The sequence below is a fragment of the Clostridium cuniculi genome, from assembly GCF_004353185.1.
Lineage (GTDB): Bacteria > Bacillota > Clostridia > Clostridiales > Clostridiaceae > Clostridium > Clostridium cuniculi.
In genome coordinates, this window is record NZ_SMUS01000003.1 from 41849 (window position 1) to 56967 (window position 15119).

Annotated in this window: 12 protein-coding genes; 11 read left to right on the forward strand and 1 reads right to left on the reverse strand. The window is 28.5% G+C overall.

What is annotated here, in order from left to right:
* Positions 1 to 5: 5 nt before the first annotated feature.
* From EJJ37_RS01735 to EJJ37_RS01765, 7 genes are all read left to right on the forward strand, one after another.
* Positions 6 to 749 (forward strand): nucleotide-binding protein, encoded by a 744-nt coding sequence (locus EJJ37_RS01735; protein ID WP_133013981.1) that lies wholly within the window; start codon positions 6 to 8, stop codon positions 747 to 749.
* 34 nt (positions 750 to 783) lie between these two features.
* Positions 784 to 1803 carry an ABC transporter substrate-binding protein gene (locus tag EJJ37_RS01740; RefSeq protein ID WP_133013873.1) on the forward strand — a complete coding sequence of 340 codons (1020 nt, stop codon included), beginning with the start codon at positions 784 to 786 and terminating at the stop codon, positions 1801 to 1803.
* Between the two features lie 25 nt (positions 1804 to 1828).
* Positions 1829 to 2836 (forward strand): FecCD family ABC transporter permease, encoded by a 1008-nt coding sequence (locus EJJ37_RS01745; RefSeq protein ID WP_133013874.1) that lies wholly within the window; start codon positions 1829 to 1831, stop codon positions 2834 to 2836.
* On the forward strand, positions 2826 to 3611 hold the full coding sequence (locus EJJ37_RS01750; protein ID WP_133013875.1) for an ABC transporter ATP-binding protein: 786 nt from the start codon (positions 2826 to 2828) through the stop codon (positions 3609 to 3611). The genes EJJ37_RS01745 and EJJ37_RS01750 overlap by 11 nt, the downstream gene beginning before the upstream one ends.
* A gap of 10 nt (positions 3612 to 3621) precedes the next feature.
* Positions 3622 to 4932, forward strand: a complete 1311-nt coding sequence (locus tag EJJ37_RS01755; RefSeq protein WP_133013876.1) for a nitrogenase component 1 — start codon at positions 3622 to 3624, stop codon at positions 4930 to 4932.
* Positions 4919 to 6145 (forward strand): nitrogenase component 1, encoded by a 1227-nt coding sequence (locus EJJ37_RS01760; RefSeq protein WP_133013877.1) that lies wholly within the window; start codon positions 4919 to 4921, stop codon positions 6143 to 6145. Before EJJ37_RS01755 ends, EJJ37_RS01760 begins: the two co-directional genes overlap by 14 nt.
* A 163-nt stretch (positions 6146 to 6308) precedes the next feature.
* Positions 6309 to 6902 carry an ECF transporter S component gene (locus EJJ37_RS01765; RefSeq protein WP_133013878.1) on the forward strand — a complete coding sequence of 198 codons (594 nt, stop codon included), beginning with the start codon at positions 6309 to 6311 and terminating at the stop codon, positions 6900 to 6902.
* Between the two features lie 63 nt (positions 6903 to 6965).
* Here EJJ37_RS01765 and EJJ37_RS01770 read toward each other — a convergent pair whose 3' ends face one another.
* Positions 6966 to 7745: an AraC family transcriptional regulator gene (locus EJJ37_RS01770; RefSeq protein WP_166484636.1), complete on the reverse strand. Its 780-nt coding sequence runs from the start codon at positions 7743 to 7745 to the stop codon at positions 6966 to 6968.
* 161 nt (positions 7746 to 7906) lie between these two features.
* On the opposite strand from EJJ37_RS01770, the gene EJJ37_RS01775 reads away from it, so the two are divergent.
* The 4 genes from EJJ37_RS01775 to EJJ37_RS01790 all read left to right on the forward strand — a co-directional run bounded on the left by EJJ37_RS01775 (position 7907) and on the right by EJJ37_RS01790 (position 14965).
* The gene (locus tag EJJ37_RS01775; RefSeq protein ID WP_193553905.1) at positions 7907 to 9892 is read left to right on the forward strand and encodes a glycoside hydrolase family 127 protein; all 1986 of its coding nucleotides are present in this window, start codon (positions 7907 to 7909) and stop codon (positions 9890 to 9892) included.
* 221 nt (positions 9893 to 10113) lie between these two features.
* The gene (locus EJJ37_RS01780; RefSeq protein ID WP_133013881.1) at positions 10114 to 11520 is read left to right on the forward strand and encodes an MATE family efflux transporter; all 1407 of its coding nucleotides are present in this window, start codon (positions 10114 to 10116) and stop codon (positions 11518 to 11520) included.
* A gap of 177 nt (positions 11521 to 11697) precedes the next feature.
* Complete coding sequence (locus EJJ37_RS01785) at positions 11698 to 12711, forward strand: LacI family DNA-binding transcriptional regulator (RefSeq protein ID WP_133013882.1); 1014 nt, start codon at positions 11698 to 11700, stop codon at positions 12709 to 12711.
* A gap of 187 nt (positions 12712 to 12898) precedes the next feature.
* Positions 12899 to 14965, forward strand: coding sequence for an alpha-galactosidase (locus tag EJJ37_RS01790; protein WP_133013883.1), 2067 nt, complete (start codon positions 12899 to 12901; stop codon positions 14963 to 14965).
* Positions 14966 to 15119 lie beyond the last annotated feature (154 nt).

Genomic DNA, 15119 nt, shown 5'->3' on the forward strand with positions numbered 1-15119 from the left:
AAAAAATTCGTAAGATTGCTATATATGGAAAAGGTGGTATTGGAAAATCAACTACAACATCTAATTTATCAGCAGCATTATCTCAATTAGGTCTAAAAGTTATGCAAATAGGATGTGATCCTAAAGCTGATTCAACTAAAAATCTTATGGGTGGGAAAAGAATTCCAACTGTTTTAGAGCAACTTAAGGAAAAGGGAGATAACTTATCATTAGAGGATATAGTTTTTTCAGGTTATAACGGAGTGTTATGTGTAGAGTCTGGAGGTCCTACACCAGGAATAGGATGTGCTGGAAGAGGGATTATATCAGCTTTTGAAAAGTTAGAAGAATTAGAAGCTTTTGAAACATATAAGCCAGATATTGTCTTATATGATGTTCTTGGAGATGTAGTATGCGGTGGTTTTGCAATGCCTATAAGAGGAGGATATGCAGAGGAAGTATATATTGTATCATCTGGTGAAATGATGTCTCTATATGCTGCATCAAATATTAGCTCAGCTATTAAAAATTTCAGAAGTAGAGGATATGCAGAATTAAAAGGATTAATATTAAATTCGAAAAATATAGAAAATGAAATTAGTATTGTGGAACAAGCAGTAGAAGAAATAAAGACAAAAATAGTTCACGTAATACCAAGAAGTGGAGAAATTCAGCTTGCAGAAAATGCTGGAGGAACAGTATTTGAGTTTTTAGAAGAATCAGAAATGAAAGAAGTATATATAGAATTAGCAAATAAAATTATTGCGTAAAATTAAAGGTTATGAAAATAGGGGGATTTATATTATGATAAGTAAAAAAACAAGAGTATTAGTAATGGGTATTTCAACAATTTTAATGATAGGGATGCTTGCAGGTTGCTCAGCAAAAAGTACAGGAGTAGCAGGAGCTAACGATTCTGAAGTAGTAGCTTCTGAAGATAGTGTAGAGAAAGAATTTAGATTAGAGTATACAGAAATAATGAAACAACAAGGTTTTACAGAGGATGTAGTATTAGAAAGTAAACCAGAGAGAGTAGTTTGTGTATCAACATCAACAACACCTTTATTATTTGAAGTAGGTGCATCACTTGTTGGAATTCCAACATCAACAGTTTTTGAAACGCCTAGTGATTATACTGGAGAAAAATTACAATCACTTATGTCTGATGATTTTAATATAGAAACAGTTGTTGCTCTTAATCCAGATTTAGTTATAATTCCATCTTCATCTAAAGAACAATATGGAGATGCTTTAGAATCATCAAATATTCCAGTTTATTATACAAATAGTGGACATTCAGCAACATATGAATCTGTAGTTCAAGAAGCAGAAGTAATTATAAATGCTTTTGGGAAGGACTCAGAAAATGCAAAGAAGGTATTACAATCATTTGATGATTTAGATAAAAAGATGGAGGAAAGTAAGAAAGCATTAGAAGGAAAAACAGTTATGATAATTGCTACAACTGAATATATACAATCAAAAAGTGGTACTGCTGGGTCTATGGCAGATATGATAGGTCTAACTAATGTATATGAGAATGAACAAGCTGGAATGGTTCCTCTTGATCAGGAGACTACTCTTGGATACAATCCAGACGTTATATTAGCAATAGGAAGCAGTATGTCAGAAGAAGATAATAAAGCAGTTTTTGAAGCGGCATTTGCTGAAAATAGTGAATATTGGGGAAGTTTTGAAGCAATAAAGAATAATAAGGTTATTTATTTACCATCAAGCTATATGCCAAGTACAGGGATAGGTGTAGTAAAGCAAATATCAGATCTTATAGATTTTGTTTATGAAAAGCTAGAAATTAATAATTAATTAAATAAAGAAGTAGGAGTAATAGATGAAGAAAAAAGCAAAATCTATAATAAAGGTTACTTCAGTTATATTAATTCTTAGCTGCATATTATGTGCATTAGCTCTTATTTCTATATCTATAGGAAGTGCAAGATATTCTTTAAGTGATATAATCACTAATTTATTAACTGAAGAAAGTAATCCTATTAAGATTATAATATATAATTTAAGATTGCCGCGTATAATTTCAGCTATTTTAATAGGTGCAGCATTATCAGTTGCTGGGGCGTTATTGCAAGCTGTTATGAGAAATCCTTTAGCTGATCCAGGAACAATTGGTGTATCAGCTGGAGCAGGTACAGCTGCAACTACTATATTACTATTATTTCCACATATGACAACGGCAGTTCCGATATTTGCTTTTGGAGGAGCTGCATTAGCTTGTGGACTAATATATTTATTAGCCTGGAAAGGTGGAATAGACCCTGTAAGGATAATTCTTTCAGGGGTAGCCATAAACTCTGTGTTAGGAGGATATAATGGATTTTTACAAATGTTATATTCAGATAATTTACAAGGGGTTTTAGGATTTATGAATGGAAGTTTATCTGGTCGTTCATGGAGTGACGTTAAAACTCTAGTCATTTATGTAATCATAGGGTTATTGTTAGCTATAATATGTATAAAAAGTGCTAATGCATTACAGCTTGGGGATGAAATGGCAAAAAATCTGGGGATTAACGTAAATCTAAGTAGAATATTCTTATCTGCTGTTTCAGCATTTTTAGCAGCAGCTACAGTAAGTGTTGCAGGAATGATTGGATTTGTAGGACTTGTTGTGCCACATATTGCAAGGATGATAGTAGGTTCAGATTATAAAATTATGATTCCAACCAGTATGCTATTAGGAGCTGTAGTATTACTTTTTGCTGATACTGTAGGTCGTACATTAGTACCAGGAATGGATATTCCAGTAGGAACCATTATGTCTATGGTAGGGGGACCATTTTTCTTATACATGCTTAGAAAGAAGGGGAAAATAAGTGGAAATTAATTGTAGAGATATAGAGGTTAAATATGGGGAATATAAGGCTGTAAAGGGAATAGACACATCATTATATAAAGGAGTTATCACAACTATTATAGGTCCTAACGGATCAGGAAAATCTACATTTTTAAAATCTATAACTAGATTATTAAAATATGATAGAGGAACTGTTCATATAAATAATAGAAATCTTGAATCTTATAAAGGGAAAGAGCTATCTAAAATGATAGCAGTTCTTCCTCAAAGACATTCAGCTCCACCAGATTTTAAGGTTGAAGAGCTTGTAAGCTATGGTAGGATGCCACATAAAAAATGGTATGATGCTAAAAATGATTATGATGATCCAATTGTTAATTGGGCAATGGAATGTACTAATATAAGTCATTTAAAAAAGAAGTCTATTAATGAAATATCAGGTGGGGAATCACAAAGAGTATGGATAGCTACAGTATTAGCTCAAAATCCAGAGATACTATTTTTAGATGAGCCTACAACTTATTTAGATATTTCTCATCAATTAGAAACTATGAATTTAGTAAAAAGACTGAATAAAGAGCATGGTATTGGAGTTGTTATGGTATTACACGACTTATCACATGCTTTAGAGGTTAGTGATAGAATAATAGTTTTAAAGGATGGTAAGAAGTATGATGAGGGAAAACCAACAGATGTAATAACTTCTAAAATGATGAAAGAAGTTTATAACGTAGATTGTGAAATTATAAATATAGAAGGAAGAGATAAACCAATTATTGCATATAAAGAAATTGCAGCGGTTTAAAGGGGGAGACATGATAAATTCGCTAGAAATAATTAATAAATTATCTAAGTTAGATAGTATAAATAATATGAAAGATATAAAACCATTAACATATGCATCATTTCCAGGATCACATTGTCCTCTATTTGGGTCGGCCTTATTACTTAAAGAAATTAAAGATGCTGTATTTGTAGTAATAGGAACAGATGAATGCTCTTATTATACTAAGCAAATGACTATGAGATCAGAGGTGTATGGTGGAATAGATGGAAGATGCGTCAGTATTATTCTTAATCAGCATGATATAACTTTTGGATGTCAAAAGAAAATTGAATCAGCTTTTAGTGAACTGATGGAAGAATATAAGCCTAATGCAGTATTTCTTATAACAACATGTGTTGTTGAATTAATTGGTGATGATGTTGAATCTTTAGGAGATACATTAGGAGATGAGTATGGAGTGCCAGTTGTAACTGTGCATACTGAGCACTTCAAATCAGAAAACCATATTATAGGTTTAGAAAGAACCTTATCAGCATGTATAGGTATAATGGAGAGGCAAGCTAAATTAGAAAATATATCAGTAAACGTTATAGGTCAGAGAAGTGGAAATTTTACTGAAACAGAATTAGGGAAAATATTAAATGATTCTAATGTAGATATTAATTTAATGTTACCAGGTTGTACAGTAGAAGATATACGTAAAGCACCACAAGCACATATAAATATTGTTACAAGCTCAATAGGATTACCATTGGCTAAAAAAATGAGAAGTAAATTTAATATACCATATATATTATTTGAAAAATTTACTGACCCAGAATATATATTAGAAGCATATAATAATCTTTTTGATACATTACAGTTAGAATTACCAAAAGAAGTTATACAGCTTTATAATAAGGCTAATGATGCTGTGAATTTTGGAAAAGAAGTTTTAAAAGGTGCTAAATATATATATGGAAATACACCATTCCAATGTTTTGAAGTAAACTCATTTATGACAAAGTTAGGGATGATACCGGAGCTTATACAAGTATCTTATATGACAGAAAATGATGATAAATATATAGAAGATATATTAAGTAAAGAAAATCCTTATGTATGTAAGAGTGCTAATATAGCACCATTACAAGGAGTATATGATATATTAAAGCCAGATTTATACTTAGGACATGAATATGCTACAAGGTTAGCTAAAAAGGGAATTGCAATTGTCAGAAGTGATATGGCATCAGCAATGGCTGGAATGGAAGTAGTTAATTTCTTTGTAGAAGAGTTAGTTAGAGCATATAAAGAATCAAAAGAATATCAAGGAGGTACAGTAAATGAGCTTATGTAGATATTTGCCGACTCCATCAGATAGAATGGGAATTTTATGGACTCTTTTATCTATAGATGATACTGTAGTAATAGAATTTGGACCAACGGGAACAACACATTTTAGTATGGGCTTTTTTGGGAAAATTGGGGTAGAACAAGAAAATAGATTGTTTGCAACACATATGAGAGAAGATGATGTAATAATGGGTTATACAGAAACTCTAGAAGATGCCATTATTGAAGTTGATAAGTGGATAAGCCCTAAAGCTATTTTTATAGTAGCATCATCTGTTAGTGCAATAATTGGAACTGATTTAAAAGGTGTATGCAGAGCTATTAAGCCTAAGGTATCAGCTGAATTATATGCTTTAGAAAATGGTGGCTTTAGGGGTGATTACACAACTGGAATAAAAATTGCTTATGATACTTTGTTTAAAAGTATGTTAGGTGAAAAAACAGAAAAGATAGATAATACTTATAACATATTAGGGGCATCATTATATAGTTATCGTATGCGTTCTGATATTAATGAAATTAAAGAGTTAATGAAAAATAGCTTTAATTATGATGTAATAGGTACGTTATGTGTAGATACTAGTGAAGAGGTTATTAGAAATACTACTAAAGCTAAGCTTAATATTGTTATTTCTTTTGAAGCTTTAGAGTTGGCAAAGTATATGAAGGAAGTTTATGATATACCATATATTTATGGGGCACCATATGGATATGTAGGAACATTAGAGTGGTTAAAGGAAATATCACAAACTATGGATATAAGTATTAATAATAATGTTACTAAAGAGTTAATGAAGCGTATTATGAATATTAAGCATTATCCTATGTATAAAAGAATGCTTAAAAATTCTAAGCCAACTATGAGTATATATTCTGAATATAATAGATTATTAGGGTTTAGAAAAATATCAGAAGAAATTGGATTTAATATAGATAGTTTTATATGTAGTCATAATATTAAAGATATAGATGATAAAGATATTACTACATTAAATTCAGAAAAAGAAAGAATAGAGCTATTAAAAAATAAAAGTAATCAATTAATTATAGCGGATGATGTAACATTAAGAATGGCTAATGATAAAAATACAAAATTCAGAGTTAGTATGCCTATATTGTACGGAAGTCAAATAGCTAATCATATACCTTTAGTAGGAATAAAGGGTATGGATTATTTCTTAGAGTATGTTGATCAGTATTTACAAACTTTAAATTAATATAATTGGTGAAAATGGACTATAGACACAATAGACTATAGTTCATTTTTATTATATTTAAATAAATTTATATAGAGTACATATTTGTATGGATACAATTGATTTATTTGTATTAGTAGGTATAAAATGGATATAAAGTTTTATAACAAGGGGGCAAATATTAATGAATAAGCAAATTAGATTTAAAAAATTAATACAAACTGCTTTACTTGCAGCATTATGCTTTGTATCTTTCACTTACTTACAAATTAAAATTCCAGTACCAGGTGGAGATGCAACTTCACTTCATATTGGTAATGCATTTTGCGTTTTAGCAGCTTTATTACTTGGAGGATGGTATGGGGGATTAGCAGGGGCAATAGGAATGACAATTGCAGACTTAATTGATCCTGTATATATACTAGTAGCACCTAAGACATTTATTTTAAAATTATGCATAGGTTTAATAACAGGTTTTATTGCACATAAAATAGCAAAAATAGGTGAAAGCAATGATAATAAATATATTTTTAAATGGAGTTTAATAGCATCAATTGCTGGACTTGCTTTTAATGTAATTGCTGATCCTATAGTTGGATTCTTTTATAAGCAGTATATACTTGGACAACCTCAAGATGCAGCTATGATTCTAGCTAAACTAAGTGCAGCAACTACATTTATAAATGCAGCAGTATCAGTAATTTTAGTGGCAATCATATACAATGCAATAAGACCAATACTAAAAAAATCTGGTCTATTATTACCAATTTATAATTAAGAAGTTAAGATTTGAACTTAGCTTTGTTAGTTTGAATAAATTAAGAGTTTCCAACGGAAACTCTTAATTAGATTTATCTCTAAAACCATTAGGTGAAGTATTAAATAGTTTTTTAAATGCTTTACTATAATGAAACTCATCGTAAAAGCCAAACATATCAGCTATCTCTTTTAACTTCATATCGGGATAAGAAATTAAAAAATATTTAGAGTTATTAAGTTTAAGCTCTAAGTGATATTCATGAATACTTTTTCCAGTATTATTTTTAAAATGTTTTTGTATAGTTCTAGAAGAAAAATTTAATAATCTAGATAAATCATCAATACTAATTTTATTTTGAATATTTTCTTCCAATATTGATATTATATCTTTTGTAAGTTGATTATATTGAAGTGTATCAATTTTATTAACTTCTAAGTCTATTTCAGCTAAAATTCTAGATAAAATTGAATTTTTTAGTTTTGTATTATCTGTATTACTTATATTACATAAAGATGATAATTCGTGAAAGTAATAGGGTAATTTAGGATTATCTTTAAGGTTTAATTTTGATGGAATACAGTAAAAATCATCAATAATTTTATCTGGTTTATTAAAAATAACATCATCTTTAATGTCAGAAGAAAAATGAATGTAATAACAAGATGTGTTGTTAAGATTATTTGAATGTGGATAATGGTGTTTATAAGCTGGTAAAAACATAATATCACCTTCACGACTTTCAATTAGTTCATTTTCAACAATTACATTAAAACCTCCACTTAAAACGTAAACTAAATCGTGAAAAGGTAAAGTTCTATTAGGATGAGCAATAGTATTATTAAAGATTAATTTACTGCACATATCAACTTTTCTAAAACAGTTTGAATTTAAATTTGTATATAACATGTGCATTATTTTACATGAGCTTCTCATTAAAGTCAATGGAGTTAATAAATGGTATTAAATTATAATTAAGTTGTACTAAAGGTAATAAAAGTAGTGAGAATATGGAGGTTAAAATTATGGATAATATAATTACTAAAGAATTGGCAAGTAATATAAAATTTAATAATGTAAATATAACAGATAGGTTTTTTAGATATTATCAAAACTTGATAATTAACCAGGTAATACCTTATCAATGGAAGGTATTAAATGATGAATTAGAAGGTGTAGAAAAAAGCTCTGCAATAAAAAATTTTAAAATAGCAGCAAAAGAAATGGAAGGGAATTTTTATGGATTTATCTTTCAAGATAGTGATGTTTATAAGTGGTTAGAAGCAGTTGCATATAGTTTGCATTTAAAAGAAAATAAAGAGTTAGAAAGATGTGCGGATGAAGTTATAGATTTAATAGGAAGAGCACAACAGGATGACGGCTATCTTCATACTTATTTTATAATAGAAAGACCAGATATGAAGTTTAAAGATCTTTGGGAATGTCATGAATTATATTGTGCAGGACATTTTTTTGAAGCGGCTACAGCTTATTATAATGCGACTGGAAAAGAAAAAGTTATTGAAATAGCTAAGAATTTAGCTGATTGCATCTATAATAATTTTGGAGTTGAAGAGGGAAAAATAAAAGGATATGATGGCCATGAAGAAGTTGAATTAGGCCTTATGTCTTTATATAGTGTAACAAAGGAAAAGAGATATTTAGATTTAGCTAAATTCTTTATTGATGAAAGAGGACAATTACCACATTTCTTTGAAGTAGAATGGGAAGCAAGAGGGAAAATTAGCTATTGGAATGGATGGAATCCTTGTGAATCACCAAATGCCTCAAAAGATTTTATTTCCTGTATAGGTGCAGAATATAATCAAACTCATAAGCCAGTAAGAGAACAAGATGAAGCTGTTGGACATGCTGTTCGAGTTGTATATATGTTATGTGGAATGATTGATGTTGCTAGAGAGTCAAAGGATAATAGTTTATTAGAAGCTTGTCAAAAGTTATGGAATAATATAGTGAATCAAAAGATGTATATAACAGGAGCAATAGGGTCTACACATGTGGGAGAAGCATTTACAGGAAACTATGATTTGCCTAATGATTCATTATATGGAGAGACTTGTGCCTCAATAGGACTTGCTATGGCTGCTAAGAGAATGTTAAATACGGAAATAAACTCAAAGTATAGTGATGTAATAGAAAAAGAAATATATAATGGAATAATTTCAGGAATAGCAATGGATGGAAAGTCTTTCTTTTATGTAAATCCATTAGAAGTATATCCTAAAAATCATACTAATCCTGTTTTAGAGCAAGTAAAGGTTGAAAGACAAAAATGGTATCCTTGTGCATGTTGTCCACCAAATGTAGCCAGATTTTTATTAAACATAGGAGATTATATATATTCTTCTAATAATGATACAGTATATATTCATCAATATATTGCAAATAATTCAAGGCTTAATATAGGAGAGTCTTTTGTAAATATAGAAATGAAATGTGATTTGTTAAAGTCTCAGGAAATAGAAATCAAAATAGGCGGTAGTGATTTAGAAAATAAAAATGTAGCATTAAGAATACCTAGTTGGAGCTCTGGACATTCAGTAAAGATATTTAATAATGAAGCAGATTATGAAATTATTAATGGATATATATATTTAAGAAATATACCTAAAAATGATATTTCTATATATTTAAGTTTTAATTCTGAATTAAAAGTTATAAAAGCTAATAAAAGAGTAAGATATGATGCAGGAAAAGTTGCTATAACATATGGACCATTAGTATATTGTACAGAAGAAATAGATAATGGAGATATGTTATATAATTTGTTACTTAAGGATTCAAAGAATTTTGAAAGAGAAGCATTTACCCATAATGATTTAGAATTATTTAAAATAATAGTTGATGGATATAGAGAAATAGATAATGACGATAGCTTATATCATGAGAATAATGTCACATTAGAAAATGAAAAAATAACATTAGTTCCATATCACTATTGGGGAAATAGAGGAGTTGGAGAAATGCAAGTTTGGCTTAGGATAAAATAATATAATTATAGATTACCATCTAGTGAAGGCGTAAATTTTTCTAGATGGTTTTTATTATAAAAAAATAAAAAAATAGTATAAGAAAATACATGGAATTTATTTTAGATTTGTAATAATATATAGCTTGGTAAAAAAAGATATAGAATTTTATGGAAAGAAATTTAGTTGTAAAAAGAGAAAACTCATTAAGTTAAAATTATAATTATAAAGAGGAAAAAGGTATGGAGAAGAATAAGGTAAAAGACTTAACACAAGGTAATGTATTCAAACTAATTTTAGGGTTTTCAATTCCACTATTATTTGGAATGCTATTTCAACAGTTCTATAGTATGGTAGATACAATTATTGTTGGTAAGTACTTAGGGGTTACTGCTTTGGCAGAAGTAGGTTCAACTGGGTCAATAAGTTTTATGATAATTGGTTTCTGTATGGGAGTTTGCAATGGATTTGCAATACCTGTAGCACAAAAATTTGGAGCACGTAATTATAAACTTTTACGTAAATATGTTTTTAATAGTGCAATATTATCAGCCATATTTTCAATTACTATGACTATAATAGTATGTTTGCTTTGTAGAAAAATTTTAGGGTGGATGAATACACCTGATGATATAATGGAGGGTGCATATAGCTATATATTCGTTATATTTTTGGGAATACCAGTTACTTATTTATATAATTTATTAGCTGGAATAATACGTTCATTTGGAGATAGTAAAACACCACTTATATTTTTAATTATGTCATCAATAATTAATATTGTTTTAGATTTAGCATTTATAATTATTTTTAAAATGGGAGTGGCTGGAGCTGCTTGGGCAACTGTTATATCACAAGCTGTATCAGGTATATGCTGTTTGATATTTATGAAAAAAAGATATAGTATTCTTAAGTTTGAAAAGGATGAACTTAAGGTTAATGGACATTGCATGAGAAGATTATGTTATATGGGAATACCTATGGGTTTACAGTATTCTATAACAGCAATAGGAAGTGTAATACTTCAAACAGCAGTAAATGGATTAGGTTCACTAGTTGTTGCAACAGTAACTGCAGGAAGTAAGATATCTATGTTTTTAAGTTGTCCATTTGATGCATTAGGATCAACGATGGCAACATATGCAGGTCAAAATGTTGGTGCAAAAAAATTAGATCGTGTAAATGAAGGGATTAAAAAGAGTATAATAATAGGATCTGTATATTCTATAATTGCTTTTGTAATATCTATTTTATTTGGAAAAACTATAGCTTTACTTTTTGTAGATAGAAATCAAACAGAATTGCTTTCAATGGTGAGTAAACAATTAATAATTACAGCAGCATTTTATATTCCATTGTGTTTTGTAAATGTAGTAAGATTTACTATTCAAGGAATGGGATATTCAACATTTGCAATATGTGCTGGAGTATGTGAAATGGTAGCTAGAACAGTATGTGGATTTGTTTTAGTTCCTATATTTGGATTTACTGCAGTATGCCTAGCTAGTCCAATTGCGTGGATATGTGCAGATGCATTCTTGATACCAGGCTATATAAGTGTATTAAAGAAGATGAAGAAAGAGATAAAATTTATGACTAAAGAAAAAGTTAATGATATTAAAGAAGTTAGTGCAGGTATAGATTTATAAACTTTATATAAAATGCGTTAAAAGGATAGTCTATTGATTATTGTTTTAACGTATTTTTATATTAAATTTGTGTTTATAAGAAGAGCAAAAATATATAAGTATAATACTATAAAGTTAAATTAATTTATATTATAATGTTAATAAAATGCAAAAAGAATATTGAGGTGAATGGTAAGAATGGCTACGTTAAAGGAAATAGCAGATAAGGTAGGGGTATCCTTAGCAACAGTATCTAGGGTTTTAAATAATGATAGTGGAATTTTAGTTGCCGATGAAACTAAGGTACAAATATTAAAGGTAGCAGAAGAATTAAATTATAAGACTGCAAAGCAAAGAAAAGGTAAAAATTTAGATAAAAAAATAGTTACTATAGGAATTGTAGAAATGTATGATGTAGTTAAACAATTACAGGATCCATATTATTTGCTTTTAAAGAATATAGTTGAGAAAAAAGCCTTTGAAAATGATATAAAACTTGTTAGACTTTTTAAAAAAGAGAATGATTATGAATATATTGAAGAGGAAGAATTACAAGGAATTATTGCTATAGGAAAGTTTACTGCTGAAGAAGTAGAAAAATTATCAGATAGGACTAAGAATATAGTGTTCATAGATTCTGCACCTAATGATGAATTATATGATAGCGTAAAGGTTAATTATAAGTTAGGTGTAAAACAAGGATTAGAATATTTTATTAAGCTTGGTCATAAAAATATTGGGTTTATTGGGGAAAAGTATACATTAGGTGATAATAAAATTCCTACTTTTGATGATAGATTAAAATATTTTTATGAATATATGAATAGTAATAAAATACTAAATGAAAAATTCATAATTAATAGTGATATGACGGCAGAGGGTGGACATGAAGCTATAATTAATTATATTGATAGCAAAAATGAAATGCCAACGGCTTTTTTTGCGGCTAATGATGCTATTGCAAGTGGATTAATTAAGGGATTATATGAAAGAAATATAAAGGTTCCTGAGGAGGTAAGTATAATAGGATTTAATGATACAATAATATCACAATATACTAATCCGCCATTAACAGCTATAAGAGTACATATAGAGTATTTAGGAGAGGTTGCAGTAGAACTTATGATTGAAAAATTAAAGGGAAGAAATTATGCAAAAAAAGTTATAATACCTAGTGAATTTGTATTAAGAAATAGTGTAAGAAAAATATAATAGAAAACTATATAAAAGAGAGTATTTTTAATGATATAAGATACTTTCTTTTTTATTGTAATAAAAATACAAAAATAAATTTAGATAAATTTTACTAAAAACGTTGAAAATTTTACTGTAAATATATTATAATCTTTATAAGAAAACGTTATCTAAAAATATTGTAGTAAAAGGAGTTAGTAGAATTATGGGAATTTTAATTAATAAATCAGAAAATATATTTAGTCTTCAAAGTAAAAATACTTCATATGTATTTGGGGTAGATAGTGAAGGGTTATTAAGAAATTTATATTGGGGAAGTAAAATTCAAGATATTGAAGATTTTGATATGCCTATATTAACTGAAGTATCAACAAATGACCCGGTATATGAAATTACCAGGGAAGAGTATCCTGTATATGGAAGTTTAAGATATAAAGAGCATTGTTTGAAAGTTACATTTTCAGATAAAAGTAGAGAGTTAGTTTATAAATATAGTGGATATGATATTAATGATGATGAATTAATAATAAAGTTAAAAGATTCTTACTATGATTTTAATATTAATCTTCACTATAAAGTTTATGAACAGTATGATTTAATAGAAAGATATGTAAGCATTAAAAATAATTCTAATGATATTATTGAAATTGAAAAAATACATAGTGGACAATTTCATATTCCTTATGAAGGACTAAATTTTTCAAATGTTCATGGTCATTGGGGAGCAGAACAACAAAGATTTATTCAAAAAGTCAACTATGGAAAGATTGTTATAGAAAATAGAAGAGGAATATCAACTCATAATCATAATCCCTATTTTATATTAGATAAGGATGCAACTGAAACTACAGGGGAAGTATTCTTTGGGGCTTTAAAGTTAAGTGGAAATTTTAGTGGAATAATAGAGCAAACTCAGTATGGTGAAACATTAGTTCAAATGGGAATTAATTCACATGATTTTCTAATGGAGCTTAAACCAAAAGAGGAGTTCGTTACTCCTGAAATTATAGCTGGATATAGTAATTCAGGTTTTGAAATTATGACTCATAACCTTCATAATTTTGCAAAAGATAATATATTAAGAAGGGGATTAAGGCCAGTATTATATAATTCATGGGAAGCAACTGAGTTTAAGGTAAGTTGTGATGAACAAATAAAACTTGCAGAAAAAGCTAAGGAAATAGGGGCAGAGTTGTTTGTAGTAGATGATGGATGGTTTGGAGAAAGACACGGAATAGATAATGGATTAGGAGATTGGTATGTAAATAGAGATAAATTCCCTGAGGGGTTAGATCCATTGATAAAAAAAGTTAAAGATATGGATATGATGTTTGGAATATGGGTTGAACCAGAAATGGTAAATCCGTTATCTCAGCTTTATAAGGAACATCCAGAGTGGATATATCATTTTGAAACTAGAGAAAGTGATACATCAAGAGGACAATATGTATTAAATGTAACTAAAAAAGAAGTAAAAGAATTTATTTATAATATGCTAGATAACTTGTTATCAACTTATGATATTGATTATATTAAGTGGGATGCCAATAGACCTATATCACAAACAGCAGTTGAAAAGGATATCTGGTACAAGCATATAGAAGGAGTTTATGATATTGTAAGAAAGTTAAAACTTAAACATCCTAATGTGTTATTTGAAGCCTGTGCATCTGGTGGAGGAAGAATTGATTATGGTATTTTAGGTATATTTGATGATTTTTGGACAAGTGATAATACTGATGCTTATGATAGATTGTTTATTCAAGATACTTATTCATATATCTATCCAATTAAGGCTATGAGAGCTTGGGTAACAGATTGTCCAAACTTTTTATCAAGAAGAATTATACCAATGAAATTTAGATATCATAGTGCTATGATGGGAACATTGGGAATTGGATGCAATATATTAAAGTTTAATGAGAATGAAGTAAAGTTATCACAAAAATTAATAGAAGAATATAAGGAAATAAGGCATATTATCCAAGAAGGTGATTTTTATAGATTAGAAAATACATCAAAAAATAATTATAAAATTTATCAATATAATAAAGATACTGAAAGTTTATTATTTGTATTTTTACCTCAAAGTTTAATTGGACATAGAGGAGTTAATGTTAAGCTTAGAGGATTGAAAAAGAATTCTAAATATCTAATAAAAATTAATGGAGAAGAAGTAATTAAAGCAGGAAATTACTTAATGAATAGAGGGTTAGATGTAAGGCTAAATGGAGATTATGCTAGTGATATTATAAGAGTTAGTGAAATTTAAAAAAATATTATTTTAAAGTAGATTATTAAATTCCAAATTTAATTTATAGGTTATTTAAGGGTTTAATAATCTATTTTTATATATTTTATAATAATGTAATTAATAAATTATTGTGTAAATTGACATCTTTAAAAATATGCTGAAATAAACAGAT